Annotated in this window: 23 protein-coding genes; 10 read left to right on the top strand and 13 right to left on the bottom strand. The window is 75.4% G+C overall.

Annotated elements, in window-relative coordinates:
• The first annotated feature begins 65 nt into the window (after nt 1-65).
• From ALMP_RS07580 to ALMP_RS07570, 3 genes are all read left to right on the top strand, one after another.
• Nucleotides 66-2,354, top strand: coding sequence for an MMPL family transporter (locus tag ALMP_RS07580; protein WP_264925459.1), 2,289 nt, complete (start codon nt 66-68; stop codon nt 2,352-2,354).
• A gap of 146 nt (nt 2,355-2,500) precedes the next feature.
• Entirely contained in the window at nt 2,501-3,388 is an 888-nt protein-coding gene (locus ALMP_RS07575) for a GNAT family N-acetyltransferase (protein ID WP_264925458.1), read from the top strand.
• A gap of 181 nt (nt 3,389-3,569) precedes the next feature.
• Complete coding sequence (locus tag ALMP_RS07570; RefSeq protein WP_264925457.1) at nt 3,570-3,854, top strand: GlsB/YeaQ/YmgE family stress response membrane protein; 285 nt, start codon at nt 3,570-3,572, stop codon at nt 3,852-3,854.
• 18 nt (nt 3,855-3,872) lie between these two features.
• On the opposite strand, the gene ALMP_RS07565 is transcribed toward ALMP_RS07570, so the two are convergent.
• From ALMP_RS07565 to ALMP_RS07550, 4 genes are all read right to left on the bottom strand, one after another.
• On the bottom strand, nt 3,873-4,763 hold the full coding sequence (locus tag ALMP_RS07565) for a Gfo/Idh/MocA family protein (protein ID WP_264925456.1): 891 nt from the start codon (nt 4,761-4,763) through the stop codon (nt 3,873-3,875).
• 108 nt (nt 4,764-4,871) lie between these two features.
• Nucleotides 4,872-5,078 carry a hypothetical protein gene (locus ALMP_RS07560; RefSeq protein ID WP_264925455.1) on the bottom strand — a complete coding sequence of 69 codons (207 nt, stop codon included), beginning with the start codon at nt 5,076-5,078 and terminating at the stop codon, nt 4,872-4,874.
• Nucleotides 5,079-5,148: 70 nt separating this feature from the next.
• Nucleotides 5,149-6,507 carry a diaminopimelate decarboxylase gene (locus tag ALMP_RS07555; protein ID WP_264925454.1) on the bottom strand — a complete coding sequence of 453 codons (1,359 nt, stop codon included), beginning with the start codon at nt 6,505-6,507 and terminating at the stop codon, nt 5,149-5,151.
• A gap of 157 nt (nt 6,508-6,664) precedes the next feature.
• Nucleotides 6,665-8,314: a CdaR family transcriptional regulator gene (locus ALMP_RS07550; RefSeq protein WP_264925453.1), complete on the bottom strand. Its 1,650-nt coding sequence runs from the start codon at nt 8,312-8,314 to the stop codon at nt 6,665-6,667.
• A 603-nt stretch (nt 8,315-8,917) separates the two neighbouring features.
• Between ALMP_RS07550 and ALMP_RS07545 the strand changes: the two genes are divergently transcribed.
• The 5 genes from ALMP_RS07545 (at nt 8,918) to ALMP_RS07525 (ending at nt 15,704) form a co-directional block, all read left to right on the top strand.
• The gene (locus tag ALMP_RS07545) at nt 8,918-9,850 is read left to right on the top strand and encodes an alpha/beta hydrolase (protein ID WP_375803456.1); all 933 of its coding nucleotides are present in this window, start codon (nt 8,918-8,920) and stop codon (nt 9,848-9,850) included.
• Between the two features lie 179 nt (nt 9,851-10,029).
• The gene (locus ALMP_RS07540; protein WP_264925452.1) at nt 10,030-12,768 is read left to right on the top strand and encodes a LuxR C-terminal-related transcriptional regulator; all 2,739 of its coding nucleotides are present in this window, start codon (nt 10,030-10,032) and stop codon (nt 12,766-12,768) included.
• A 139-nt stretch (nt 12,769-12,907) separates the two neighbouring features.
• The gene (locus tag ALMP_RS07535) at nt 12,908-14,245 is read left to right on the top strand and encodes a CdaR family transcriptional regulator (protein ID WP_264925451.1); all 1,338 of its coding nucleotides are present in this window, start codon (nt 12,908-12,910) and stop codon (nt 14,243-14,245) included.
• Nucleotides 14,246-14,410: 165 nt separating this feature from the next.
• Nucleotides 14,411-15,268, top strand: a complete 858-nt coding sequence (locus ALMP_RS07530) for an aldo/keto reductase (protein ID WP_264925450.1) — start codon at nt 14,411-14,413, stop codon at nt 15,266-15,268.
• Nucleotides 15,269-15,383: 115 nt separating this feature from the next.
• Nucleotides 15,384-15,704 (top strand): DUF5133 domain-containing protein, encoded by a 321-nt coding sequence (locus ALMP_RS07525; RefSeq protein WP_264925449.1) that lies wholly within the window; start codon nt 15,384-15,386, stop codon nt 15,702-15,704.
• A gap of 33 nt (nt 15,705-15,737) precedes the next feature.
• On the opposite strand, the gene tgmB is transcribed toward ALMP_RS07525, so the two are convergent.
• The 6 genes from tgmB to ALMP_RS07495 all read right to left on the bottom strand — a co-directional run bounded on the left by tgmB (nt 15,738) and on the right by ALMP_RS07495 (nt 21,349).
• Nucleotides 15,738-16,733 carry an ATP-grasp ribosomal peptide maturase gene (tgmB, locus tag ALMP_RS07520; RefSeq protein ID WP_264925448.1) on the bottom strand — a complete coding sequence of 332 codons (996 nt, stop codon included), beginning with the start codon at nt 16,731-16,733 and terminating at the stop codon, nt 15,738-15,740.
• A gap of 17 nt (nt 16,734-16,750) precedes the next feature.
• Entirely contained in the window at nt 16,751-16,942 is a 192-nt protein-coding gene (gene tgmA, locus ALMP_RS07515; protein WP_264925447.1) for a putative ATP-grasp-modified RiPP, read from the bottom strand.
• A 258-nt stretch (nt 16,943-17,200) separates the two neighbouring features.
• The gene (locus ALMP_RS07510; protein ID WP_264925446.1) at nt 17,201-17,482 is read right to left on the bottom strand and encodes a DUF1232 domain-containing protein; all 282 of its coding nucleotides are present in this window, start codon (nt 17,480-17,482) and stop codon (nt 17,201-17,203) included.
• Between the two features lie 230 nt (nt 17,483-17,712).
• The gene (locus ALMP_RS07505; RefSeq protein ID WP_264925445.1) at nt 17,713-19,830 is read right to left on the bottom strand and encodes a xanthine dehydrogenase family protein molybdopterin-binding subunit; all 2,118 of its coding nucleotides are present in this window, start codon (nt 19,828-19,830) and stop codon (nt 17,713-17,715) included.
• On the bottom strand, nt 19,827-20,822 hold the full coding sequence (locus tag ALMP_RS07500) for a xanthine dehydrogenase family protein subunit M (RefSeq protein ID WP_264925444.1): 996 nt from the start codon (nt 20,820-20,822) through the stop codon (nt 19,827-19,829). Before ALMP_RS07500 ends, ALMP_RS07505 begins: the two co-directional genes overlap by 4 nt.
• Nucleotides 20,819-21,349 carry a (2Fe-2S)-binding protein gene (locus ALMP_RS07495; protein WP_264925442.1) on the bottom strand — a complete coding sequence of 177 codons (531 nt, stop codon included), beginning with the start codon at nt 21,347-21,349 and terminating at the stop codon, nt 20,819-20,821. The genes ALMP_RS07500 and ALMP_RS07495 overlap by 4 nt, the downstream gene beginning before the upstream one ends.
• Before the next feature lie 104 nt (nt 21,350-21,453).
• On the opposite strand from ALMP_RS07495, the gene ALMP_RS07490 reads away from it, so the two are divergent.
• Nucleotides 21,454-22,149 carry a maleylpyruvate isomerase N-terminal domain-containing protein gene (locus tag ALMP_RS07490; protein WP_264925441.1) on the top strand — a complete coding sequence of 232 codons (696 nt, stop codon included), beginning with the start codon at nt 21,454-21,456 and terminating at the stop codon, nt 22,147-22,149.
• 15 nt (nt 22,150-22,164) lie between these two features.
• On the opposite strand, the gene ALMP_RS07485 is transcribed toward ALMP_RS07490, so the two are convergent.
• Nucleotides 22,165-23,379 carry a hypothetical protein gene (locus ALMP_RS07485; RefSeq protein ID WP_264925440.1) on the bottom strand — a complete coding sequence of 405 codons (1,215 nt, stop codon included), beginning with the start codon at nt 23,377-23,379 and terminating at the stop codon, nt 22,165-22,167.
• 280 nt (nt 23,380-23,659) lie between these two features.
• Here ALMP_RS07485 and ALMP_RS07480 point away from each other — a divergent pair, with 280 nt between their 5' ends.
• The gene (locus tag ALMP_RS07480; RefSeq protein WP_264925439.1) at nt 23,660-24,454 is read left to right on the top strand and encodes an SDR family NAD(P)-dependent oxidoreductase; all 795 of its coding nucleotides are present in this window, start codon (nt 23,660-23,662) and stop codon (nt 24,452-24,454) included.
• 287 nt (nt 24,455-24,741) lie between these two features.
• Here the strand turns inward: ALMP_RS07480 and ALMP_RS07475 are convergent, their stop codons facing one another.
• Nucleotides 24,742-25,353: a hypothetical protein gene (locus tag ALMP_RS07475; protein ID WP_375803455.1), complete on the bottom strand. Its 612-nt coding sequence runs from the start codon at nt 25,351-25,353 to the stop codon at nt 24,742-24,744.
• A 212-nt stretch (nt 25,354-25,565) separates the two neighbouring features.
• Nucleotides 25,566-26,503: DUF1152 domain-containing protein (locus ALMP_RS07470; RefSeq protein WP_264925437.1), on the bottom strand; the 938-nt coding region annotated here is incomplete at its 5' end.

Raw genomic sequence — 26,503 nt, 5'->3', positions numbered from 1 at the left:
CCACAGCGTCTAATGGTCCTTATCGGAAGATCCCGAACCATCCGGCGGTAGTAAAGGCCCAGGTCATGGACACCAGCGACGCCGACGAAGGGGGAGCGGGGGCGGCAGCGGGGGAACGCGGGGGCGGGGGGCTGCGGCGGCTCGGCGCGTGGTGCGCCCGCCACTGCGTGATCGTCGTCGTCGCCTGGCTGGTCGTCCTCGCGGCGCTCCAGACACTGAACCACCTGCACGGCGGGACCTACTCCGACGACTTCTCCCTGCCGGGCACACAGTCCGAGCGGGGTCTCGACGTACTGAAGGAGCACGACCCGCAGGCCGGCGGCTACAGCAGCCAGATCGTCCTGCACGACGCCGACGAGTCCCTCGCCGCGCTCGGCACACAGATGTCCACCACCGTCGGCGACCTGGAGAAACTCCCGCATGTGCTGGCCGTCCAGAATCCGCTGACGCAGACCTCGTCGAAGGTCGGCCCGCTCTCCGGCGACGGGAGGACCGGCTACATCACCGTCCGCTTCGACGTCCAGCCCTCCACCCTCGGCGACGGCTACCTCGACGGCGTCGACGACGCCGTCCAACCGCTGCGCGCGGCCGGCGCCGACGTCGAGTACGGCGGGCCCCTCGGCGAACTGGCCCGGCCCGCGCCCGACGACCGGGTCAGCGAACTGATCGGCTTCGCCGTCGCGATCGTCGTCCTGCTCGTCGGCTTCGGCAGTGTCATCGCCGCCGGACTGCCCCTGCTGACCGCGCTGCTCGGCGTCGTCGGCGGCCTCGCCTGCCTCGGTCTGCTCGCCGCCGCCTTCACCTTCGCGACCGTCTCACCGACCCTCGCCACCATGATCGGACTGGGCGTCGGCATCGACTACGCCCTGTTCCTGATCACCCGCCACCGGCAGGGCCTCATGGACGGCGCCGACCCGGCGGACGCCGCCGGGCACGCCACCGCCACCAGCGGACGGGCCGTCCTCGTCTCCGGCTGCACGGTGATCATCGCGCTGGCCGGTCTGTACGCGTCCGGCGTGAGCTTCATCGGCAAGCTGGGGCTCGCCGCCGCCGTCACCGTCGTCTCGGCCGTGCTCGGCGCCCTCACCCTCGTGCCCGCGCTGCTCGGGCTCGTCGGCCGGCGCATCGACCGCTACCGGGTGCGCCGCCCCGTCGCCGAGGGCGACACCGAGCCCGGCGCCGCACCACGGGGCACCTGGCACCGCTACGCACAGCGCGTGGAACGGCATCCGCTGCGCTACCTGGCCGCGGGCGTCGCCACCGTCGCCGTCCTCGCCGTTCCCGTCCTCTCCATCCAGCTCGGGCACATCGGCGACGGCGCCGACCCGACGTCCTTCACCGACCGGCGCGCCTACGACCTGATGACCGACGCATTCGGCCCCGGCTCCAACGGGCCCCTCACCGTCGTCATCGACCAGAGCGACGTCCCCGCCGACCAGCGCGACGACCTCTCCTCGAAGGCGCAGCAGACCCTGAACGCCGTACAGGACGCGGCCACCGTCACCCCGCTCACACCGACCCAGGACGGCGACGTCCTGACCGCCACCGTCTACTCCACCGAGTCCCCGCAGAGCGCCACCACCACCGACCTCACCAACCGCCTGGTCGACGACACCCTGCCCGACGCGCTGTCCGGCTACGACGCCGAGGGCTACGTCACCGGCACCACCGCCGCCCAGGTCGACTTCCGGGACATCGTCGCCGGCCGGCTGCCGCTGATCATCGGTGTCGTCGTCGCCCTCGCCTTCCTGATCATCCTCGCCGTCTTCCGCGGCCTCCTCGTCGCCGTCAAGGCGGCCGTCCTCAACGTCCTGTCGATCACCGCCTCCTACGGCGTCGTCGTCGCCGTCTTCCAGTGGGGCTGGGGCGGGCCGGCGCTGGGCGTCTCGGGCGAGGTGCCCATCGAGAGCTATGTGCCGATGATGATGTTCGCGATCATCTTCGGCCTGAGCATGGACTACGAGATCTTCCTGCTCTCCCGCGTCCACGAGGCCTGGCTGCGCACCGGCGACGCCAAGGCCTCGGTCGCCCACGCCCTGGAGATCACCGCCCGGGTCATCACCTGCGCGGCGCTGATCATGGTGAGCGTCTTCGCGGCGTTCGTCGTCAGCGACAACATCGTCGTCAAGATGCTCGGTCTCGGCCTCGCGGTCAGCGTCCTCATCGACGCCACCGTCGTCCGGCTGCTGATGGTGCCGGCCGTGATGACACTGCTCGGCCGGCACGCCTGGTGGACGCCCCGGTGGCTGGACAGGCTGCTGCCGCGCATCGACGCGGAAGGGGAGGGGAAGGCCGCTGGAGCGGCCGCCGGGAAAACCGGTGGACGCTCCGGCGACGGCACCGCTACGGTCTGACGGCACGCCCGAGACTCACGGAAGGAGGTGAGCGCCATGCAGTCGCCCTGTCCCTCGCGCTCCCTCACCGTGACCCCGGCGTGCCGCGTCTGACCTCGCGTCCGACCGCCCGGGAGCGCCACCGCTTTCGCGTCCCGGAGGAATCCGTGACCGATCTGGTCGTCCGCGCGCTCGACGAGAGCGACGCCCACCTGTTCGACACCCTGCCCGACCCGCTGGACGCCGCCGAGGCGTTCAAGAACGCCACCTACCGCCCCGACTGGAAGCGGGTCGCCCTGCGCGACGGCCGGGTCGTCGCCCGCGCCGCCTGGTGGGGCGGACCCGACGACACCGAACCGCTCAGCGCCGAGTGGTTCGACTTCGCCGACGGCGAGGAGGAGGCCGGCGCCGAACTCCTGCGCACCGCGCCCTGGAAGACCGGCCTCCAGCTGGTCCTGCCCGCCGGCTGGCGCGAGGACCCCGTCCGGCACGCCGCCGCCGAGGCCCGCTTCGCCGCCGCCCGCGCCGCCGGCCAACGGCTGTGGGTGGAGCGCCTGGTCTACCGCTGGACCCCCGAGTGCGGTCTGCCGGAACGGCCCGGCCGCCTCACCTTCGCCGCCGAACCGGACGACGCGGTGTTCTTCGACGCGCTGCGCCGCATCCACTCCGTGACCCTCGACGCCCACGCGCGCAAGGCCATCGGGAAGGGCGGCCTCGACCTGGCCGCCCAGGAGGAGCTGGACTTCTTCCGCTGGTGCCCGTCGCCCCGCGAGTGGTGGCAGATCGCCCGCACCCCGGACGGCGACCTCGCCGGCATCCACATCCCGGCCCACAACCCCTCCGGCCCGTGCGTCGGCTTCATCGGCGTCCTGCCCGAACACCGCGGCCACGGCTACGCCTACGACCTCCTCGCCGAGTGCACCCACTTCCTGGTCGAACGGGGCGCCGAGTTCATCGCCGCCGCCACGGACCGGGGCAACTTCCCGATGGCCGCCCACTTCACCGAGGCGGGGTACCCCGTCGTGCGGGAAAGGGCCCATTTCGAGTTCGAGTGACCTGCTGAACCCGCCCCGCGGGAGGGCGACCTGGACGCGCACCGGACGAGCGGGAGGCGGTGCGGCCCGGAATCCGTCAGCCGCGTCGCGCACTTCGGTGGTTTGCGGACGCCGTGTGCGTGCATTCGGAAGGCGTACCGGATTTTCCGACACCGGATTTCCGACGGAGAGAGGAGGAATCGTGGGCATCATCGCCTGGATTCTGATAGGCCTGCTCGCCGGTGCCATCGCCAAGCTGCTGCTGCCGGGGAAGGACCCGGGAGGCGCCCTCGTCACCATGCTCATCGGCATCGCCGGGGGGCTGCTCGGCGGCTTCCTGGGCAAGGTGATCTTCGGGGTGGACTCGATCGACGGCTTCTTCGATCTGTCCACCTGGGTCGCCGCGGTCGTCGGCTCGCTGATCCTGCTCGTGCTCTACCGGGCCGTCACCGGCAACCGGCGCACGCACCGGCACCGGCACGCCTGAGCCGGCGCGCGCCCGTACTCAGCCGGTGCCGGCGGCCAACAGGCCCTCGGCCTCGGCGAGTATCTCGGTGACGCGCAGGCCGAAGGCGGCGTCGCAGGCGTGCGGAGAGCCGTCCCGGGCCGCGGCGCGCAACGCGTCCGCGGCCCGGGCCAGGGCGTCGGCGGCGTTCGAGGCGCTCTCCGGCAGCCGCGTCACCCCCGCCCCGCCCCGGAACTCGACGGCCGCGCCGGCCGCCGAGGACGGGGCCGTCAGACTGAGCGTCAGGGTGCTGGAGGCACCCCCGACATGGTCCAGCACCAGGTGCGAGGTGTCGCCCGGCCCCCGCACCGCGGCCGCGACCCGGCGTACGTCGCCCAGGACCGGCAGCAGCACCGACAGCGCGTGCGGGCCCACGTCCCACAGCGCGCCCTTCTCCCGCCGCCACGGGGTCGCGAACGGGCTGTCGCCGTCGTCCGAGAAGACCGCCCCCAGCCACTGCGCGTGGCCCGTGAACCACTTTCCCGCACCCGCCTGTTCGGCGATCCACGCGTCGGGCTCCGGCAGGAAGCGGGTGGTGAAGAAGACCACCGACGCCACGCCCGCATCCCGGACCGCCCGCGCCACCTCCCGCGCCCCCGCCACCGTCGCGGCGAGCGGCTTGTCCAGCAGCAGATGACAGCCGGCCGCGGCGGCCCGCACCGCCAGCTCCGCCTGCACGTCCGGCGGCAGCGCCACGGCGACCGCGTCCACCTCCGCCAGCAGGGCGTCGACGTCGTCGTAGGACCGGGTGCCGTGACGGTCGGCCAGTTCCTTGGCGGCGGCGGGGCGACGGCCCCACACCCCCGCGAAGTCCAGATCATCGTGCGTGGCCAGGACGGGCGCGTGGACCATCCGCGCCCACGGGCCGGTGCCGAGCAGACCGATGCGCATGTCGCTGACTCTCCCTTGGCCGGTCGGGGTGACGGCCGACGCCGTGAGCGGCGCCGTCCGTGAGCGAGCCTCGCACACGGACGGCGCCAAGGGGGAGCCAGGGGCCGGTCAGGCCGCCCGGGGCCGAGACCGGCCCTCGTCGGGGACCGGCTCCCCGCTCTCGGCGCCACCGCGCACCAGACGCAGATGCCGCCTGCGCACGGCGGCGTGCCGGCGCCTGGCCGGGGCGGGACCGAACAACAGGTCCTCCACGCGGTCCAGGACCACGAGCAGGACGGACAACGCCGGCAACAGGAGTACGGCGACCCAGAGCACGGAAACTCTCCTCGTCAGACGACGGGTTCCGGGTGCTCCGATTCGCGCCGTTGATGCCTGGCGAACGCCGTCAGGGCACGGACGGGACCGCGAACCCGGTCAGCAGCGCGTCCGCCCGGGCCAGTCCGCTCTCCACGGAGATCTCCCGCACCGTCTGCGCCGGCCGCACGGTGGCGAACAGCACGCGCCCGTCGCGCGGCAGACAGCCGTACACGGCGGGCCGGGGCAGGCTGTTGTACGACCAGGGCGCCGAGAAGTAGTAGGCGCCCGTGTCGTGGAGGACGACCCAGTCGCCCTCGGCGAGTTCGGGCAGCGCCCGGTCGTGCGCCACGACGTCTCCGGAGAAGCAGCAGGGCCCGGCGACGTCCTGCCGCAGGAGGGCCGCCTGCTTGGGCGTGCCGTCGGGGCCGTACGCGCTCACCCGCAGGGGCCAGGCCTGCGGCATGAACACCGTGCGGGTGGCGACGTTCGCGCCGGCGTGGGTGACCGCGACGCGCCGGCCGCCGGCGTCCTTGACGTACTCGACGCGCGCCGCGAGGAAGCCGTTCTTGGCGAGCAGGGAGCGGCCGAACTCGGTGACCAGCCGGTAGCGGCCGTCCAGCAGGGCCGGCTCGGCGGCGGTGAGCGCGGCGACGTAGTCGGCGTACGTCGGGCTGACCGTGTCGTCGGCGAAGTTCACCGGCAGCCCGCCTCCCAGGTCGAGGCTGGTGACCTGGCGGTGGCCGACGCGTGCGTTGATCTCCTCGGCCAGCGTGTGCAGGGCCGCGAGCCCCTCGGCGATCAGGGGGAGGGGGCAGCCCTGGGAGCCGACGTGCCCGTGCAGCCGGGTCAGCCACGGCCGCCGTACGAAGGCCTCGACGACGCGCTCGCGGGCGCCGGGGTCGCGCAGCGCCACGCCGAACTTGGAGTGCGCGGTGGCGGTGCTCATCGCCTCGATCGCCCCGGCGCCGACCTGCGGGTTGACCCGCAGCCCGAGGACCGACGCGCAGCCGGCCGGGCGCAGGGCGTCGATCCGCTCCAGCTCGTCGAGGTTGTCGGCGTTGACCGCCACACCGAGGGCCAGGGCCTCGCGGATCTCCTGCCGGGTCTTGGCCGGCGAGTCCAGCACGATGCGCGCCGGGTCGAACCCGGCGTCCAGCGCGAGCCACAGCTCGCCGGGGCTCGCCACCTCGCAGCCCATCCCGGCGTCGCGGAGCAGCCGCAGCACCGGCACGAGCGGGCAGGCCTTGGCGGCGAAGGCGTGCAGCACGTCCGGGACATCGGCGAAAGCCGCGTGCAGCGCGGCGACGCTCTCGCGCACGCCCGGCACGTCGACGAACCCGGCCAGCGGCCGGTCCTCGCTCAGCAGGCCCTCCGCGACGGCCTGGCGGACGGCGGGTGCGACACGGGAGGCGGCGGCCGGGGTCGGTTTCTCGGTGGGAAGCAACACGTCCTGGTCTCCTTCGTGAGCTGCGTCAGGGCACCGCCGGGCCCGGGCGGTGACTCCAGCGTCACCCGGAGCCGGTCCCTCCGTCTTTGGAGTCCCCCACAAAATCCACCGCACTCTTCGTACCCACGCACAGTCCTCGCGGGAAGGCGGACGGTTCTCACAGCGCCGGGGGAAGGACGAGCCGGGTCGCGAGGGTCAGCAGCAGGCGTGTGTCGGGGTCGTCCGGGTCCACGCCGTGGCGGTCGCGGACGCGGGCGAGCCGGTAGCGCAGGGTGTTGGGGTGCACGGTGAGACGCCGGGCCGCCGCCGGTACGTCGCCCCCGGCGTCGAGGTACGCCGCGAGCGTCCGCACGAGGTCGCCGCCGGCGGCGAGGTCGGCGCGGATCAGGTCGTGGACCGGGCCGGCGCCGGACTCCCAGAGCGGACGCACCGCGTCCAGGATCCGCAGCACCTCCACCGACGCGCCCACCCCGGCGGAGTCCGCCCACCGCGGCGGCCGGGAGTCGCCCCCGGCGAGCGCCCGCGCCTCCCGCTCCCGCAGCGCCCTGACGACCAGCGCGGCCCGCTCGTGCGACCGCGCCGCCCGCTCCGGCGGGACGACCGGCCCGACGCCCAGCCACACCGGCCCACCGTCGGGCAGCGACGACACCGCCGCGTCCAGGTCGCGGACCACGGCCCGCACGGCGGCCTCGTGGGCCGCGGCCGACGCCGCACCGGTGAGCAGCAGCGTCAGCCGGTCGCCGTCCCGCAGCACGCCGGTGCCGGGCCGGTGCGCCGCCAGCTCCAGCACCAGCACGTCCAGAGAGCGGTCGCCGTCCCGGGCCCCGGCCGCCCGTTCGGCCACGACCACCGCGCACGGCGCGTCCGGCGACAGACCCAGCGACCAGGCGTGGGTGCGCAGGTCCCCGAGTCCGTGCAGCAGACCGCGCAGCGCGGCCTCCCGGCGGTGCGCCGTACCGCTCTCGCGCAGCCGCTCGCGCACCAGGAGCGGGGCGGCCAGTCCGGCGGCCGTGCGCAGATGGCGGGCCGCGTCCGGGGCCAGTGCGGCGCCGTCGGCGGCGGCCCAGATCGACCCGAGGACCTCCGTCCCGCTGCGCACCGCGACGACCAGCCGTTCGGGTGTGTCGCCGTCGGCGGGCCGGTAGATGACGTCCCGTGAGGTCCACAGGGCGCGCAGGAGGCCGCTGCGGCGCAGCTCGGCGACGCGCCACTCGGGCACCCGGCCGCCGAGGATGACGGCCCGGCGCAGCGGATCGGCGCCGGGGCCGGTCGCGGAGTGGGCCAGCACCCGCAACCGCGTGTCCTCGATGGTGATCGACCCCCTCACCTGTCCGGCGACCCGGGCCGCCAGCACGGCCAGGGACGGGATCGCCTCGGGATGGCGCGACGCGTCGGCGTGATCGGCGTGACCCGCGCCGAGAAAGGACAGGGCCGACCTGAGCAGCGCGGCCGTCTGCGCCCAGTCGGTGCCCTCGGCGCGGGCGAGCAGCGCCACCCCGGTCTCCCGGGCCGCCGCCACCACGTCCGCGCCGGCCGGACCCGCGTCGCCCAGGACCACGGCGCACGCGCCCTGCCGGGCCGCCTCCCGCACGGTCGCCGCGTCGGGGGCCGCCCCCACCGCCAGCAACAGGGTGCCGTCCTGGCGGGGTGTCAGGTCGTCCGCCCCGACGGCGACCCGGCGCACGACGACGTCGGGGGACGCGGGCGCGCACAGCAGGCGCAGCGCGTCGCCGTCCTCGAAGGCCAGCAACGACCGCAGCGTCGCGGCCGGCGTGCCGCCCGCCGGCGGTTCGGGCTCCTCGGTCACCGGCCTGCTCCCCGCTGTCGGGCGGCGCGACAGCTGTCGCGTGGTCGCGGCCGAGGATAGGCGCCCGCCCACTCCGCCCGCAGGAGAGCGACCCCTCTCAAGGCGCTCGCTCGCCCGGGAGGTGGGAGGCCGGTTGCGTCTAGGCGCTCGCCCGTTCCGGCCGTGGGAGGCGTCCCTCTCAGGGCGCTCGCCTGCTCGGTCGTGGGAGGGCGGCCCCTCTCAAGGCGCTCGCTTGCCCGGGAGGTGGGAGGCCGGTTGCGTCTAGGCGCTCGCCCGCGCGGGTCGTGGGAGGGCGGTTGGTGTCATGGCGCTCGTCCGGTCGGGTGGTGGGAGGGCCGTCCCTCTCAAGGCGCTCGCGCGCTCCGGCCGTGGTGCGGCGATCCCTCCCAGGCGGCCAGGCCGGTCCGCTCGTGGGGACGGCGGTCCTTCTCAGGCCACCTGCCGGACAGGGCGACTTCGCGGGCCGTCGGTCCCGTCGGCTTTCGGGGAGACCGGTGACTTTGCCGGTCCCCGCGCGCCGGACGACCCCCGACAGTGGCACCGCCAGCCCGTCGACGGGCCCGCCGGCCGGGCGGGCCGTCGCGACAGAGAGGACGCCTCGTCGTGCAGCAGCAAGCGCGCACCGGTGCCGCCCCCGGCGTGTCCACCGGTTCCCCCCACCGCAGGCCCGGACGGATCGCCGCCGCGGCGGCGGCCGTCGCCGCGGTCGTCGGCCTCACCACCCTCGGCGGCCCCGGGGCGCACGCCGCGGACAACCCCTACGAGCGCGGCCCGGCGCCGACCACCGCGAGCATCGAGGCGGCGCGCGGCCCCTACGCCGTCTCGCAGACCACCGTCTCCTCCCTGGCCGTCACCGGTTTCGGCGGCGGCACGATCTACTACCCGACGAGCACCGCCGACGGCACCTTCGGCGCGGTCGCCGTCTCGCCCGGCTTCACGGGCACCCAGGCGTCCATCGCCTGGCTGGGGCCGCGCCTGGCCTCCCAGGGCTTCGTCGTCTTCACCATCGACACCCTCACCACCCTGGACCAGCCCGACTCGCGCGGACGCCAGTTGCTCGCCGCTCTCGACTACCTCACCGGGACCAGCTCCGTGCGCTCCCGCGTCGACGCCACCCGGCTCGGCGTCATGGGGCACTCGATGGGCGGTGGCGGAAGCCTGGCGGCCGCGAAGAGCCGGCCCGCGCTCCAGGCCGCGATCCCGCTGACGCCGTGGCACCTCGACAAGACCTGGCCCGAGGTGGCCACCCCCACCCTGATCGTCGGTGCCGACGGCGACACCATCGCCCCCGTGGCCGACCACGCCGAGCCGTTCTACGGCAGTCTGCCGTCCGCGCTGGACCGTGCCTACCTGGAGCTGAACGGCGCCGGCCACCTCGCCCCGAACACGCCGAACACGACGATCGCGAAGTACAGCGTGTCCTGGCTGAAGCGGTTCATCGACAACGACACCCGCTACGAGCAGTTCCTGTGCCCGCTGCCGGGCCCGAGCACCACCATCGAGGAGTACCGGGGCAACTGCCCGCACACCTCCTGACCCCGCACCCCGGCGCGGTTGTGCCGGTGCCCGGCGCGTGCCGCCGCGCGTTGGGCACCGGCACAAGCCGCGCCCGGCCCCGTCACCCGTGAACCCGCAGGTGGCGGGGCGAAAGCGCGCCCCGGACCGCGTGGACGCACGGCTTCCGCCCCGCCCCGCGCGTGCGTAACGTCGCGGGAATGAGCGGACAGACGACCACACGTCCCGTCCCGCCACCGCCCCGCCCGGACGGCCCGCGGCACCGTGCGACGCCGGACCGGTTCGGGGCCGGGGCCCGGGTGGTGACCGGCGAACCCGGCTGCGGCCGCACCCGCTTCCTCGACCGGGCCGCCCGCACCTTCACCGCCGGGCCGGTGGCGCACGTACGGGCCGACCCGGCGCGGTCCGCCGTCCCCTACTCCGGTCTGCGCAGCCTGCTGCACACCCTCGGCGACCCCACCGCGGGCATGCGGCGTGGACTGCTGGAAACCCTCCGGGCCGTCGCCGCCCGCGCACCGCTGCTGGTGTGCGTCGACGACGCGCACCTGTGGGACGCCCCCTCCCGCGCCGCGCTCGGCCGGGCCGCCGCCCAACTGTGCGCGAGCACGGACGTGCGCCTGCTCCTCACCGTCCCCGGACACCGGCCGCTCGGACGGGAGTTCGCCCGGCTGCCGGTGAGACAACTGGATCCACTCTCCCCGGCCGAGGCGGCCGACCTGCTCGACGAGGTGACCCGCGGGGACGTCGACGGGGGCGTCCGGGACGACCTGGTCGACGCGGCCGAGGGCAACCCGGCACTGCTCTTCGCCCTCGTCCGGCGGCTCTCGCCCGCCCAGGTGCGCGGCGACCGCCCGCTGCCCCGGCCGCTGGCCGACGCCGGGGTCCTGACCGGCCTGGTGGGCCGACACCTGTCCGGGCTCACGCCCGAGCAGCACGACGTCCTGCTCACGGTGGCGGCCGCCGCACGGGACGACGAGGACGCGCCGGCCGACGTGGACACCGTCCTGCGCGCCGTCGGCCGGCTGCGTGACGGCGGCTCCCCGTCACTGCCCGATCTGCTCATGTCCGCCGACGGCGCGGTCCGGTTCCGCAGCGAACTGCTGCGCAGGGCCGTGTACGCCGGGGCCCCGCACGAGCGGCGCCGGGCCGTGCACCGCGCGCTGGCCCACGCCCTGGAGGACGAGGGCGGGCCGGCCCTGCGCGTGCTGCTGCACCGCTCCTGGTCCCGGGCCGAGCCGGGGCCCGGCCCGGCGGCCGAACTCGCCCTGGCCGCGGCCGAGGCGGGCGGTCCCGCCCGGCGGTGCGCGGCGTACACCCGGGCCGCCGAACTGGCCGACGGCGCACGGGAACGCGCCGAGCACCGCACGGCCGCCGCCGAGCAGGCGCTGCTCGCCGGCCGCGCGCACCGGGCCCGGCGGCTGCTGGACGCGGCACGCGCCGGCTCCGCACCCCCCGACGTGAGGGGCCGCGCCGAACTGCTGCGCGGGACGGTGGCGCTGCACGACGGTCCCGTCGACGAGGCCCAGGCCTCCCTGCTGCTCGCCGCCTCCCTGCTGGCCGGCCGGGACCCCGCGGCGGCCGGCGCCGCGGCGCTCGGCGCCTTCGACGCGGCCTGGGCCGGCGGCGACCCGGCGGGCTGTCGCGGGGCGCTCGACCGGTGCGGTGAGGTGGCCGGGCCCCGGCCCCGGACCGTGCACGACTACCGGCTCGGCGCCCACGCCCTGCTCGCCGGGCACGTCGCACGCGCCGCGCGGTCGCTGCGGCATGTGATCGAGCCCGCCGCGGAGGCCGACGCACCCGAGGAGGCCCTGCGCGCCGCCACCGCCGCCCTGATGCTGGGCGACGTCGACGCCGCCCGCCACTCGGCCGCGCGGGCCCTGGCCGCCGCCCGCACCCACGCCGCCGCCACGATCGTTCCCCGGGCCCGCGAGTACCTCGCCTACGCCGAACTGCGCGCCGGGCGGCACGCCGTCGCCCGCGCCCACGCCGAGGAAGGGCTGCGCGCCGCGCACCGGGCCGGGCAGCGCAACACCGCCGCCCACCACCACGCCGTGCTGGCGCTGGCCGCGTCGATCGAGGGGGAGAGCGGACTGGTCGCCGCCCACGCGGACGCCGCGCTGAGAACCGCCCGGCGGCACGGCCTGGCCCAGGCCGCGACGCTGGCGGAGTGGGCGGCCGCCCGTGCCGACCTGGCCCACGGCCGCCCCCGGGAGGCCGCCGAGCGGCTCGGCCCACTGGTGGGCCCGGGCCCACGACGGGGGCACTTCGCGGTGTGGATGCTCGCCGTGCCGTGCTTCGTCGAGGCCGCCGTCCGCGCCGGCCGCCCCGACGGCGCCCGCACCGCCGTCGCCGACCTCGCCCGCTGGGCCGGACTCGGCGCCGACCCGCACGCCCCCGCCCAACTGCTGCGCTGCCAGGCCCTGCTGGCCCCGCCGGACCGGGCCGACGCGCTCTACCGGCGGGCCCTCGACCGGCACGACAGCGCGGGCGGCGACTTCGAACGGGCCCGCACCGAACTCCTGCACGGCCGGTGGCTGCGCCGCCGACGCCGGCTCAGTGAGGCCCGCGACCGCCTCGGCGCCGCCCTGGTCGGCTTCGAACGCTGCGGCGCCCGCCCCTGGGCCGACCAGGCGCGGGACGAGCTGCGGGCGAACGGGGTGTCGGCGGCCGGACCGCGAGGACGGGCGGCGGCCGCCCACCATGTCCCCTTCGGCCTGACCGCCCCGCCGGCCCTGTCGGTCCTGACACCGCAGCAACTGCGGATCGCCCGGTGCGTCGCCGAGGGCGCCACCAACCGGGAGGTGGCCCTCACCCTGTCCGTCAGCACTCGCACCGTCGACTACCACCTGCGGAAGGTCTTCGCCACGCTCGGTGTGCGCTCCCGCGTCGAACTGGCACGCCTGGTCCAGCAGGCGGAAAGGACCGGTGCACACCCCTAGGGACCGACCGGACGGTATGTCATCCTTCGAGGCAGGACGAGCCAGCCGGCGGGGACCGCGCGGACTCCACGGCCGACCCCGGGCCACGAGGAGCCCCGCCGCACAGCCGCCGGGACACCGACCCTGGGGGAGGACCGCGATGCCCCACGCCCCACGGCCCCGCACCGTGTCGCACCCGGTACCGACCGCGACGGCACCGACCGCCACGACACCACGCCCGCGCCCGCGCCCACGGCGCGTGCGGTCGCTGACCGACGCCGACGCCCTGCGCGTGCTGCACCGCTCCGCACGCGTCCTGCTGGACGAACTGCCCGACCTCACCGACCGGCTGGTCGCCGTACTCCAGGACCAGGAACCCGCCTACCGCGCGGCCATGGAGAGCGACCCCGGCGCCACCTGGCAGGAGGTGCACCGCTCGCTGCGGCACAGTGTGTCCTCACTGCTCGACCCGCGCGGCAACCGGGACGCGGCGCGCCGCTGCTCCTGGCGGACCGGCGCCACCCGCGCCGAACAGGGGCTGCCGCTGGACGCGTTGCTGCACGCCTTCCGGCTGGGCGGGGCGCTGGTGTGGCAGGGCCTGGTCGAGGAGACCTCCCGCACCGCCCCCGAGGACGTGCGCCTGCTCGTGCACGTCGCCGCCGACGTGTGGAACTTCGTCGACGAGCACTGCACCCTCGTCGCGGACGCCTACCGTCAGGTCGAACGGCAGCTGGCCTGGCGGCGCGAGAACCGGCTGCGGCTGCTGACCGCCGCCCTCCTCGACGGCACCAGCCGCATCGCCGACCTGCCGGAGACCGCGCACGCCCTGGGCCTGCCCGAGCAGGGCCGCTACGCGGTGGTGGCGGTGGCCGGCGGCTCCCCGTCCGAGGCCGCGGCCGCGCGCGCCGCCGCCGGGCGGGAGGCACGGGGACGGGTCCACTGGCACACCGGAGTGGAGGTGGACTACGGCATCGTGCTCCTCGACGGATCCGAGGAGAGGCCGGGGGACGGTGAGGGCGGCAGCGGTGGCGACGGCGCCGGCGTCGATGCCGACGACCCCACCCGGTGCCCTCCGTCCGCCGCCCGCGTGGGCGTCAGCACGGCCGTGTCGGGACTGGCCGCCGTCGGGGACGCCCGCCGGCTCGCCGACACCGCGCTGCGGATGTGCCCGCGGACCGGCGGCACCCTGCGGCTCACCGAGCATCTGCCCGCCGCCCTGGTGGTCTCCGCACCCGACCTCGGCGCCGCCCTCGCCGAACGCGCGCTCGGTCCGCTCCGCGCCCTGGAACCCGCCGACGCGACCGTCCTCCTGGACACGCTCGCCACCTGGCTGGCCTGCGACGGCTCCGCGCAACGGGCGGCGGAGCGGCTGTACTGCCACCGCAACACCGTCCTGAACCGTCTGCGCCGCTACGAACACCTCACCGGCCGCTCCCTGTCCCGTCCGGTCGACGTGGTGGAGATCAGCCTGGCCCTGGTGGCGGCGGACCGAGCCTGACCCGGCGGCATTCAGCGCCCCCGCTGCTGAATGCGTTCGCTTTCTCGCGTTGGACCTCGGACGACGGCCGGGCCAGGCTGGAGCGAGTGCTTCCGGTGCGCCGCGATCCCCTTGGGGCGCACCGGACTTGCCTCCACGCGACAGCCGGAAAGAGGTCACCAGCCCATGCACACCCGCCGCATCGGTGACGTCGAGGTCAGCGCCGTCGGCCTGGGCGCGATGCCCATGTCGATCGAGGGCCGTCCCGACGAGACCCGCTCCCTCGCCACCCTGCACGCCGCCCTCGACGCCGGCGTCACACTGATCGACACCGCCGACGCCTACCACCGCGACGCCGACGAGGTCGGCCACAACGAGACCCTGATCGCCAAGGCCCTCGCCACCCACGATCGGGGCGGTGACGTCCTGGTCGCCACCAAGGGCGGTCATCTGCGCCCGGGCGACGGCAGCTGGACCCTCGACGGCAGCCCCGAGCACCTCAAGGCGGCCTGCGAGGCGTCCCTGCGGCGGCTCGGCGTGGAGGCGATCGGCCTCTACCAGTTCCACCGCCCCGACCCGCGCGTCCCCTACGCCGAGTCCGTCGGCGCGCTGCGCGACCTGCTCGACGAGGGCAAGATCCTGCGCGCCGGCGTCTCCAACGCCGACCCCGAGCAGATCAGGCAGGCCGACGACATCCTGGGCGGCCGACTGGTGTCCGTGCAGAACCAGTTCTCCCCGGCGTTCCGCTCCAGCGAGGCCGAGCTGCGGCTGTGCGACGAACTCGGCATCGCCTTCCTGCCGTGGAGTCCGCTCGGCGGCATCTCCCGCGCCGGCGAACTGGGCTCCGCCCACGCGCCGTTCGCCCGGATCGCCGCGGCGCACGGGGTGAGCCCGCAGCGCGTCTGCCTGGCCTGGATGCTCGCCAAGTCGCCGGTGGTCGTGCCGATCCCGGGCGCAAGCCGCCCGGAGACGACCCGTGACTCGGTGGCCGCGACCGAGCTGGTCCTCACCGCGGAGGAACTGGCCGAGCTGGACGCCGCCTGACCTGTGGGCCGTGTGGCGAAAACCGTGCCCCCGGCGGGTGAGATGTGCCTCCCACGTGCATGAAACGCCCGGGTCCGGGCACACGCTGCGCACACACCTGGAGAGAGGGGCGCTCGTGATCGTTCCGGACCCGAAGACCGTCAGGACCTTGCTGACCCGGTTCGCGTCGCTGAAGATCGATCAGGCGGAGAGGGCGAGGCCGGCGACGGCCCGCGAACTGGAGGACGTCACGTACACGCTGTGCGTCCTCATGGGCACCTCCGACGTCCGGGAAGCGATCGCCGCGGCCGACGCCCTGCTGGCCGCGGCGGTCAGGCCCCCGGCCGGGCGCGCGCCGGGGAAGACCCCGGCTCCGCGCACGGCGGCCGCCGACACCGCCCCGGCATCGGCGGCGGAAGCCGAGAAGGACGAGGACGGGCTGTTCCTGACCGTCTGAGCGCATGTCCTCCCCGGCCCCCGCCGCCCCGGCTCAGGACACCGCGGAGCCGCAGCGGTTGGCGGGCCGGGGAGCCCGGTCCGCCGTCCGCGCGGGCGGCCCGGCGAGCCACTCGGCGATGGTCCGGGCGATCGGCTGGCCGGTGTCCACCTCGACGAAGCCGAACTGACCCGACTGGTTGCACTCCAGGAACCACCAGGTCCCATCCGCGTCCTCCGCGAAGTCGAAGGCCCCGTAGGCCAGTTCGGCATCGCGCAGATACGTCCGCACGGCCTCGCCGAGGCGGTGCGGCACCTCGACCGGCGACCACGGCTCGGTGGAGGGCGCGAACCGCACGTCCACCACCTCCGGGTCGCCGTCCGGGGACGTCGCCTTGCGGGCGGCCAGCAGCCGGTCGCCCACCGCCGTCAGCCGTATGTCGGCCCGCTTGGCCACCCGGCGCTGGAGCAGGGTGGGCCCGTAGGCGACGGCGGCGAAGTCCGTGCCGGGTGGGACCCGGGTGGTCGGCACCGCCCGCGGCGGATCCTGCGGATGCGCCCCGGACACCGGCTTGACCACCAGGTCCGGGTAGCGTTCCGCGAAGTCGCGCGCGGCCTGCGGGAACGTCGTGATGAGCGTCGCCGGCACCGGCAGCCCGCTGCGCTGGGCGAGCCGCAGCTGCCAGGGCTTGTGCCGGGCGCGCAGGGCCGCGTCCGGATGGTTCATCCAGCGTGCCCCGCTGCCGCGGAGCATGCCGTACAGCGCTTGTGAGGCCTCCTCCGTGAGCCAGGCGGACGGTTGGGGTGCCCGGGCCGCCGCCGCCCCGGGCCGGCGGACCCACACGGACCGCAGCGAGTCGAGGCTGACCAGCCGTCCGGCGGACGACAGATGGGCCCGGAAGGCACCGTGCACGTACTCCCCGGAGAGTGCGACGGTGCCGGTGAGGTCGGCGGGATCGAGCCGTACGACGGGGACGCCCGCGGCGTTCAGGTGGACGACCACCATGTCCGCCGTGACGTCCTCCTCGCAGGTCAGGATGAGCACGGTCATCTTGCGTCGGCCCGCGCTCAGTCGTCGAAGTGCGTCTTGGAACCCGCCGTCGAGGTCGTCGTCCCGAGCTCTCTCAACAAGGCGTGGTCGCGGGCGGCGATCCGGCCGTCGAGGAGCACGTTCAACTGCATTCCGGGGTCATAGGCGTATGGAGTGGCGAACTCCAACTCCGCCGCAGGGCGTGCGTAGTTGAGCGCGAACGGTTGCATCGTCTCTCCCTCGTCGGTACTGCCTCGATCAAGCGGTGCCGCTGTGCGACGTCACTCGGGCCCGCTGCATTGGTGCGACCTTCAGTCACTTATACGAATCGAACGGGTGGTTGGTTTCCTTACTCTCCGTGATCATCACGGGGAGGGGACGCGGCGCAGGGAGCTGAGCAGGGGCGATAGGCCTGGTGCAGGGGTGAAACAGATGTGAAACAGGCGTGAAAACGTCTTCCCGGACGGTCAGAACGTCTTCCCGCGCGGTCAGTTGACCGTGCCCGCGCGGTCGGGAGCGCGGCGCAGGGAGCGCAGGGCGAGCAGCAGGACACCGATGTCGTCGAGGTAGACCGGGTCGGGCATCACGTCGGCCGGCAGCACGAAGTACGCGATCGCGCCCCAGAACACCCAGCGCGGCCCGGTGGGAAGGCCCGCCCGCCGCAGGCCCCGCCGGGCCCGGACCAGGCGTACCAGCACCCAGGCGGCCACGGCGAACAGCGCCGCCGCCAGCACCGCGGCGACGGTGACGAGCGTGGTGGTCGCATCCACGGGCCCTCCCTGTGCGCGGTCCGCCGCGCGGTGTCCGGTTGTTCCCCCGGTTCTCGATTTCCCCGTTTCCGATCCCCGAATTCCCCGTTTCCGGCGTGAATATCGCACCGGCGGCACGGGAGTTCCCCCGGACGGCGCACGCGCTCAGGGTCACGATCGCGTCGCGTGTCGCCTCCCGGGGGCACGGATGCGGGAGACCGACCGGGGGGCCGGCCCGCCGGCCCTCCCGGTCAGTCCCCGCGTCCGCTCTCCGACAACCCCAGCAACCCCGTCAGCACCCGGTCCGGCGTGAGGGGCAGGGCGTGCAGCCGGACGCCCGTCGCGTGGTGGACGGCGTTGCCGAGGGCGGCCGCCGTGCCCACGACGCCGATCTCCCCGATGCCCTTGCCGCCCAAGGGGTTGAGATGCGGATCGTCCTCCTCCACCCAGTGCGCCTCGATGTCCGGCACGTCGGCGTGGGCGGGGACGTGGTAGGACGCCAGGTCGGACTCGGTGAAGTCGCCGAAGGCGGCGTCCATGGTGCTGCCCTCGGTCAGCGCCATGCCCAGGCCCATCGTCATGCCCCCGATGAACTGGGAACGGGCGGTGCGGGCGTTGAGGATGCGGCCCGCCGCGTACACCCCCAGCAGTCGGCGCGCCCGTACCTCACCGGTGACCGTGTCCACGGCGACCTCCGCGAAGTGCGCCCCGAACGCGTGCCGCGCGTAAGGGGATTCGGCGTCCGCCGTGCCGGTGGTGTCGGCGTGGGCGACCAGCCCCCGCTCCGGGACCGGGCCGGGGAAGCCGGTCAGGCGCTCCGCGAGCCGCACACAGGCGTCGTGGACCGACCAGCCCCAGGAGGCGGTGCCGGAGGAGCCGCCGGCCAGCGGCGCCGACGGCAGGTCGCTGCTGCCCACCCGGATCCGCACCCGCTCCGGCGGGACGCCCAGCGCGTCCGCCGCGATCTGCGCGAGCACGGTACGGGCGCCGGTGCCGATGTCCGTCGCGTTGACCTCGACGAGGAAGGAGCCGTCGGGCAGGGCGCGCGCCGCCGCCGTCGACGGCTGCACCATCACCGGGTAGGTCGCGGCGGCCACGCCCGTCCCGATCAGCAGCGGGCCCTCGGAGCGGGACCGCGGGCGCGGATCGCGTCCGGCCCAGCCGAACCGGCGCGCTCCCTCACGCAGGCACTCGACGAGATGCCGGCTGCTGAACGGCCGGCCGCTGTCCGGCTCGGTCTCCGGCTCGTTGCGGATCCGCAGCTCGACCGGGTCCATGCCCAGCTCCACGGCGAGTTCGTCCATGGCCGACTCCAGGGCGTACATCCCCGGAGCCTCCCCGGGCGCGCGCATCCAGGACGGCGTGGGCACGTCGAGCGGCACCACCCGGTGCAGGGTGCGGCTGTGCGGGACGGCGTACATCACGCGCGCCGGGGTCGCCGCCTGCTCCACGAACTCCGTCAGCCGGGAGGTGTGCGTGGTGACCTCGTGGACGAGGGACGTCAGCCGCCCGTCCGGGTCCGCGCCGAGACGCAGCCGGTGCAGCGTGGGTGCCCGGTGACCGACGACCGAGGGCAGGAAGCGGCGCGGCAGGACGACGGTGACCGCGCGCCCGGTGTGCCGCGCGGCCATCACCGCGAGCACGACGTCCGGCCGCGGCGTCCCCTTCGATCCGAAACCGCCCCCGACGTGCTCGGCGACGACCGTGATCCGCTCCTCGTCCAGCCCGAACAGCCCGGCGAGCACGGCGCGTACGGTCGTGGTGCCCTGGCTGGAGGTGTGCACCGTCAGCCGCTCACCGTCCCAGTGCGCGGTGCTGGCGTGCGGCTCCATGGGGTGGTTGTGCAGCGGCGGCACCCGGTAACCGGCGTCGACCCGGACGGCCGCGTCCGCGAACGCCCCCTCCGGGTCGCCGTGTTCCCGCACGGCCGGGTATCCGCCGTTCGCCTCCTCGGGGACGTACGCGTGCGGGTGCGTGGCCGACAGCGTGACGTCGTGGGGCTCCTCGGCGCACTCGACGCGTACGGCGGCGGCGCCGGCCCGGGCGGCCTCCGCACTGTCGGCCACCACCAGGGCGACGAACCAGCCCCGGTGCGGCACCTCGGGCCCTTGCAGCACGGCGAGGGTGGGATCGTCCGGCTCGGCGAGGCGCGGGGCGTTCTCGTGGGACAGCACGGCGACGACCCCCGGCTGGGCCAGCGCCCGCGTCGCGTCGACGCCCGTCACCCGCCCGCGCGCCACCTCCGCCGGCACCGGGCGGGCGAACAGCCGCCCCGGGGAGGGGAATTCAGCGGCGTACCGGGCGGTCCCGGTGACCTTCTCCCGGCCTTCGCGGCGCTCGGCGGGAGCGCCCACCGCGGTGGCGGTCATCCATCCTCCCGGTGGCGTACGAGACCCGTCAGGACGTCCAGGGCGAGATTGCGGGCGAGGGGCACCTTGTAGGCGTTGTCGCGCAGCGGCCGGGCGGCGGACAGCTCGAGGTCGACGGCGTGCTCGAAGGCCGCCGCGGTGGGCGCCGCCCCGACCAGCGCCTCCTCGGCCCGCCACGCCCGCCAGGGCCGGTGCGCCAGCGCCCCGAAGGCGATCCCGGCCCGCGCCACGACACCGTCCGCCACCTCCAGCACCGCCGCCACGGAGGCGAGCGCGAAGGCGTACGACGCCCGGTCGCGGGCCTTGCGGTAGGCCGACGGCAGCCCGGCCGTCGCGGCCGGCAGCAGCACGCCGGTGACCAGCTCACCGGGCTCCACCACGGTGTCCCGCTCCGGGTGGTCGCCGGGCAGCCGGTGGAATTCGGCGGCGTGCACCCGGCGCACCCCCGCGAGGCCGTACAGCTCGACCTGCGCGTCCAGCGCGGCCAGCGCCACCGCCAGATCCGACGGGTGCGTCGCGACGCACCGCTCGGAGTACCCGAGGACCGCGTGGTCGCGGTGGACGCCGTCCAGGGCGCCGCAGCCGCTGCCCGGCTCGCGCTTGTTGCACGGCTTGGACACGTCCTGGAAGTAGGGGCAGCGGGTGCGCTGGAGCAGGTTGCCGCCCGTGGTGGCGGCGTTGCGCAGCTGACCCGAGGCGCCCGCGAGGACCGCCTGCGACAGCACGGGGTGGCGCTCGCGCACGAGCCGGTGCGCCGCGAGGTCGCTGTTGCGCACCAGGGCACCGATCCGCAGCGTGCCGTCCGGCAGCTCGGTCACCTCGTCCAGCGGCAGCCGGGTGACGTCGATGAGGGCGGTCGGCTGTTCGACGCCCAGCTTCATCAGGTCGACGAGATTGGTGCCGCCGCCCAGGTAACGGGCGCCGGGGTGGGAGGCGTAGGCGTCGGCGGCCTCGGCGAGGCTCGCCGCCCGCACATAGGCGAAAGGTTTCACCGGATCACGTCCTCGACCGCGTCGACGATGCGGGGATACGCGCCGCACCGGCACAGGTTGCCGCTGAGCCGCTCACGGATCTCCTCCCGGCCGAGCGGCACCGGCCCGTACGGCGCCCGGGCGTCGGTGACCTGCGAGGGATGGCCCGCCTCCGCCTCCGCGATCGCCCCGACCGCCGAGCAGATCTGCCCCGGGGTGCAGTAGCCGCACTGGAAGGCGTCGCGCTCCAGGAACGCCCGCTGGAGCGGGTGCGGCTCCTCGCCGTCCCCGGACAGACCCTCGACGGTGGTGACGTCACAGCCGTCCAGGGCGACCGCGAGCAGCAGACAGCTGTTGACGCGCCGCCCGTCGACGAGGACCGTGCACGCCCCGCACTGCCCGTGGTCGCAGCCCTTCTTGGCGCCGGTGAGGCCGAGGTCCTCCCGCAGTACGTCCAGCAGGACCCGGCGGTGGTCGACGGTGAGGGTGTGCGGCTTGCCGTTGACGCGCAGGGTCGTCCCGGAGCGGTGGTCGTGCTCGCTGCCCATGTCGTCGAGCCCTTCGATCCGTGGTGCCGTGGCACCCGCGTATCCACGTCGCGCCGGACGACACCTGTGGTCCGCCCGGAATCCCGCTTTCCTAAGCTGCCGTCATGACCCGACCCGACCCCCACCACCCCCAGGACCCGCACCCGGCGGCCGTGCTGCGCGCGACCTACCGCGCGCTCGCCTCGGTCGTGCGGGACCTGGGCGACGAGGAGTCCTGGCTGCCCACCGGCTGCACCGGATGGGCGGTGCGCGACCTGGTCTTCCACTGCCTCGCCGACGCCCAGCGCGCCCTGGTGGCCCTGCACACGCCCGCCTCCGCCGCGCCCGACCGCGACGCCGTGACCTACTGGCGGGACTGGCGGCCCGACCCGGCCGGAGCGGCCCACCGACGGCGCTGGTCACGCGTGGGCGCGAGCATGTTCCTCGACTTCGGCCCGCTGCGCGGCCTGTACCTGGAGACCGCGGCGGCGACCGTCACGGCGGCGGCCGCGGCCGACCCCGCACGACCGGTGGCCACCCAGGGCCACGTCCTGACCGCGGGCGACCTGGTCACCACCCTCACCGTCGAGGCGGCCGTCCACCACCTGGACCTGGTGCGGGAGCTGCCCGACGCGCCCCGTCCCGCCCCCGCCGGGCTGACCGCCGTACGGCGGACCCTGGACGGTCTGCTGGGGCGGCCGGTGCCGGTGGACTGGAGCGACGAGCACTACGCGCGGGCGGCCACCGGCCGGACACCGCTCACCCCCGAGGAGCGGCGCGCGCTCGGGGCGGACGCCGGCCGGCTGCCGCTGTTCTGCTGAGCCGGGCCCGGCCGGTCAGCGGCCGGCCGGCCCGGAGCCCTCGCCGCCGCCGTCCCGCCCCCGCTCCGGGACCTCCCCGGCGTCCGGGGCGTCGGGAACGTCCAGAACCTCCGGGGCGGACGGCGGGGACGGCGGTGTGGGACGCAGGGCCTTGGCCGACTCCCGCAGCCGTTCCAGGGTGCGGCCGAGCTGCTGGAAGGGGGAGCCGCCCGGCTTGGCCTGCGGCTGCGGACGCTCGCCGGCCTCGGCCGCCTCCCGGTAGGCGGCCAGCGCCTCGTGGGCCTGCTCGGCCGCCTCCCGGTACAGGTCCCGGGACTGTGTCATCGCCTCCAGCGCCTCGCGGTACATCGCCACGAGCCGACGCTCGCGGGCCAGTTCCTCCTCCAGCGTCAGCAGCTGCCACTCCTCGCGCAGCGCGGTCAGCGCGGCCTCGCCGCCGTCCGGCAGCGGCTTCGGCAGCGCGGCGAACCGGCGCACCGCGTGCAGCAGCTCGGTCGGGTGCGATCCGTCGAGGAACACACTGCGCACCGAGTGGTCGGCGGCGTCGTACGCGGGCGGCGCGGGCGTCCCCGGCAGCACCAGGGCGCCGCCGCGCGGCAGCTCCACCCCGGACTCGCGCAGCGCCCAGTTGACCGTGCGCAGCTGCTGCGGTGCCGCCCGGTGCTCCACCACGCGGTGGTGCAGGCCGACGGGCAGCAGCGGGACCATCGACCGGCGGCCCCGCTCGTCGGGCGTCATCGCCTCGTGCACCACGACATGGACCGTCCAGGTGTCGCGCAGCGCGTTGCGCAGGGCGCGACGCAGCTCCTTGTCGTCCTCCGGAAGCGGGTTGGCCTCCAGGTAGCGCTGTCCGGTGACGGTCTCATGGCCCCACGGCGTGTCCGCCTCCCAGGGCCAGAACATCGCGGCCGGCGACGGCCACCGCAGGTCCCAGGGCCGCTCCGCCTCCGCGACCAGCGTCCACTCCTGCCCCCGCCCCGACCACTGCGCGAGCGTCAGCCGGGCGCGCACGGTCACCTTCTCGGGCACCTGCCACCGCGCCTCGAAGGCCAGCTCGCCCTCGGCGGTGTCGGTGTCGGGGACTTCCAGGAAGTCCTGGAGGGTCGCGTCGTCCTTGAGCGACCGGAGGTGCTTGCGCAGGACGTCCGGCGCGGCGGGCCCGGTGTGACGGCCGCGCGCCAGCCACACGGTGGACGGGGTCGTGGGCGGGACGGTCGGGGAGGTGAGCATGAGTCCATTCGGCAGGGCGGGGGACGACGTGCGACTGCCAGTATCGTCGCCGCGGCGGGCAGGTGATCGAGCGGGGGGCCGCGCAAACCGGTGAATCCCGCTCGAGGTGCGCCTTCCCCCGCGCGGGAGGCGTCACGCGCGCGCATCGGGGCACCTGTACGGCGCGCCCGCGCGCCGCCGCGCGTCCCCGTGGCGGAGCAGTCGTCCTGCGCACACGTGCCGGGTCGGCGAGGGTGGCTGGCAGGACCGCAGCCGACCGCACCGCACGAGGAGCGAACCGATGAAGCTGGACCTCGAAGGACGAATCGCGCTGGTGACCGGGTCCTCGCAGGGCATCGGCGCGGCGATCGCGGCCGGTCTGGCCCGCGCCGGCGCGATGGTCGGCGTCAACGGACGCGACGCCGAACGCCTCGACAAGGGCATCGAGCAGTTGCGGGCCGAGGTGCCCGACGGCCGGTTCGTGGCGATCGCCGCCGACGTCGCCACCGAGGAGGGCGCGGTCCGCGCGGTGGACGCGCTGCCCACCGCCGACATCCTGGTCAACAACCTCGGTGTCTTCGAGCCCCGGCCCGCGCTGGAGATCACCGACGACGAGTGGCGCCGCTACTTCGAGATCAACGTCCTGGCGGCCGTGCGGCTCACCCGGGCCTACCTGCCCCGGATGATGGCCCGGAGCTGGGGGCGCGTGCTCTACATCGCGAGCGACTCCGCCGTCGTCATCCCGCCCGAGATGATCCACTACGGCATGACGAAGACCGCGCTGCTCGCGGTCAGCCGCGGCTTCGCCAAGGAGGCCGCCGGCAGCGGCGTCACCGTGAACTGCGTCATCGCCGGGCCGACGCACACCGAGGGTGTCGAGGAGTTCGTGCGGGAGCTGGTCGGCGCCGATCTGCCCTGGGACGAGGCACAGGGCCTCTTCATGCGCGACCACCGCCCCCAGTCACTGCTCCGGCGGCTCATCGAACCCGAGGAGATCGCCCACCTCGTCGTCTACCTCAGCTCCCCGCTGGCCTCCGCCACCACCGGCGGCGCGCTGCGGGCCGACGGTGGCTACGTCGACTCGGTGCTGCCGTAGCCGTCGCCGGTCGCGGCCCGTCTAGCAAGTGGGCCGTGCGATCGGCGCGCACGGGGTGTGCGGCGTTCACCACGGTCGCCGCCGCGCACCCGTGGTCCCCGCCGGCCCGGGCCCCCACAATCGACCCGGCGGACAGGGCCCGCCCACCATCCGCGTCGGGGCGGGCCCTGCCCGCGTGTCCGGGACGGCCGTCCCGGTCCTCCCGCGCCGAGCCGGACGGTGCTTCCGCCGAGGCCACGGCCATGAGCCGGCGGGGGCGGCGAGCAGGGGGCGAGAGCGGTCCGCGTTCAGCCACCGCCGTTGCCGGCCCCCGCCCGGCCGCCCCGTCTGCCGAGGTCGCGCCGGCGGGACGTGGTCCGCTCGGCGGGTGAGCCGGCGCCCGCCGCGGGGGCGCTGAAGCCGCCCGGCACGAGACGCGGCGGCGCCACGCTCGGGGGCGGTGCGGGCAGGCCGCCCGGCTCGCTGTCCGCGCGCGGGGGACCGCCGGGGTCGGCGGGGCGGGCCGGGCGGCCCACCACACGGGTGTGCGGCATCAGCGGGGCGCAGGCGGAGCACACCTCGCTCAGCGTCCACACCTGGCCGACGGCCGGATCGTGCCGCAGGACGAGCACCACCGTGCCCGCACAGGCGACCCGGGTGCCCTCGTGCAGCGCACACCGCTGGCGGCGGCACGAGCAGGCGGCGTCGGGGCGCACCGCCGCCGCGCGCGCGTGGGCGGCGGCATGGGCCTCGGCGAAGCGGCGCAGGGCCGCGAGGTCGCGGGAGCGCGGCGGCATGGCGCACGCCGAGGAGCAGGTGACCGACGCGGTACGGTCCCGGTGCCCGACCACACGGATCGTCCAGGAACGCCCGGGACGGCGGGCTGATGGAGCGTCAGGGTAGGTGAGAGCCAAGACCACATGTCCTTCGTGGGAGGCGGGCGGGCGGGTCGGCACTTCGGGCCTCCGGGCTGGATCCGGCACGGCCCATCGGAAGTGACCTCGTTCACAGCATGCCCGTGCCCATGCGGACCATTCGTGTGATGCCTCCTCCGGTCGGAGCGGCGGTCGCACGCCGTACACCTGAACGCCCCCGGCCGTCTCCGCGGCCGCCGTCCTCAGTGGGGGGGAGGTCAGTGGGGGAAGGCGCGGGGCTGCCGCAGCCGGGGCAGCTCGTCGCGGAACTCCTCTATCCGGCTGCTGATCTGACGCATCAGGACGGTGTCCCGGAGCCGGTCGAGGTACAGGTTGCGGCGGGCCAGGGCGACGGCGTCCACGCAGAAGTACAGCGCCATGAGCGGGTTGACGAACAGTTCGCCGTCCTTGGTGCGCTCGGTGAACCGCACATCACCGAAGTCGCCGCGCACGGCGGCGGCGACGGAGCCGTTGACGATGCTGGGATGCCCCGGGGTGTGCTCCTGGGCGTGGGCCACCGCGTCCAGGTACAGGGCGCCCTCGCGGCTGTCGCGCGGCACGGAGAACGCGCCGAGGTAGGCGCCCTCGCGGTCCAGCGCGGCCAGGTTCTCCAGCACCAGCGCGTGGTTGACCCCGTGGTAGGCGTCCACGCCGAAGCCGAGGCACACCACCAGCCGGTGTTCGACCCCGTCGAGGTCCGCCACGGCGGCCAGGCTGGCCATGTCCTCCTCGGGTGTGCCCAGCCCGTGCTCGTCGCCCCGCATGAGGATGTCGGTGCCGCCGTCCACCAGCACCACCGCGTCCACCCCGCCCAGACGGTCCAGCAGCGCCCGGTAGGCGTCCCGCAGCGGGGCCACACCGGTCCGCGTGAACGCGTACACCGTTGACGGCAGGCCGTGCCGGTCCAGCCAGCGGGCCAGGGTGCCCTCGGGGAAGTAGTCGCCGCGCACCGGGGTGTCCGGGCGCACCGCGGCGACCTCCGGCTCCAGCCAGACCTCGGTGGGCAGGCCGTACAGGTCGGAGAAGGACAGGTTGGCCAGATGGACGTCCTTGCCCGCCGACCGCAGGGCCAGCGCCAGCGGCAGACCGGCGTAGACGTCGAAGCCGCCGCCGGCGCCGGCGACGAGCACCCGCCGCGCCTCGCGCAGCCGGGTGA

Source organism: Streptomyces sp. A012304 (assembly GCF_026008495.1).
Classification (GTDB): domain Bacteria; phylum Actinomycetota; class Actinomycetes; order Streptomycetales; family Streptomycetaceae; genus Streptomyces.
Note: the sequence above shows the minus strand (reverse complement) of the source record. Positions and strands in the feature narration are given on the sequence as shown.

What these genes read in the sequence shown, in the direction of transcription:
- ALMP_RS07540 (WP_264925452.1), top strand. Translation starts at nt 10,030, where the DNA reads ATGAGCGGACAGACGACCACACGTCCCGTCCCGCCACCGCCCCGCCCG.
- tgmB (WP_264925448.1), bottom strand. Translation starts at nt 16,733, where the DNA reads ATGACCGTGCTCATCCTGACCTGCGAGGAGGACGTCACGGCGGACATG.
- ALMP_RS07580 (WP_264925459.1), top strand. Translation starts at nt 66, where the DNA reads ATGGACACCAGCGACGCCGACGAAGGGGGAGCGGGGGCGGCAGCGGGG.
- ALMP_RS07480 (WP_264925439.1), top strand. Translation starts at nt 23,660, where the DNA reads ATGAAGCTGGACCTCGAAGGACGAATCGCGCTGGTGACCGGGTCCTCG.
- ALMP_RS07535 (WP_264925451.1), top strand. Translation starts at nt 12,908, where the DNA reads ATGCCCCACGCCCCACGGCCCCGCACCGTGTCGCACCCGGTACCGACC.
- ALMP_RS07485 (WP_264925440.1), bottom strand. Translation starts at nt 23,379, where the DNA reads ATGCTCACCTCCCCGACCGTCCCGCCCACGACCCCGTCCACCGTGTGG.
- ALMP_RS07505 (WP_264925445.1), bottom strand. Translation starts at nt 19,830, where the DNA reads ATGACCGCCACCGCGGTGGGCGCTCCCGCCGAGCGCCGCGAAGGCCGG.
- ALMP_RS07495 (WP_264925442.1), bottom strand. Translation starts at nt 21,349, where the DNA reads ATGGGCAGCGAGCACGACCACCGCTCCGGGACGACCCTGCGCGTCAAC.
- tgmA (WP_264925447.1), bottom strand. Translation starts at nt 16,942, where the DNA reads ATGCAACCGTTCGCGCTCAACTACGCACGCCCTGCGGCGGAGTTGGAG.
- ALMP_RS07565 (WP_264925456.1), bottom strand. Translation starts at nt 4,763, where the DNA reads ATGCGCATCGGTCTGCTCGGCACCGGCCCGTGGGCGCGGATGGTCCAC.
- ALMP_RS07530 (WP_264925450.1), top strand. Translation starts at nt 14,411, where the DNA reads ATGCACACCCGCCGCATCGGTGACGTCGAGGTCAGCGCCGTCGGCCTG.
- ALMP_RS07490 (WP_264925441.1), top strand. Translation starts at nt 21,454, where the DNA reads ATGACCCGACCCGACCCCCACCACCCCCAGGACCCGCACCCGGCGGCC.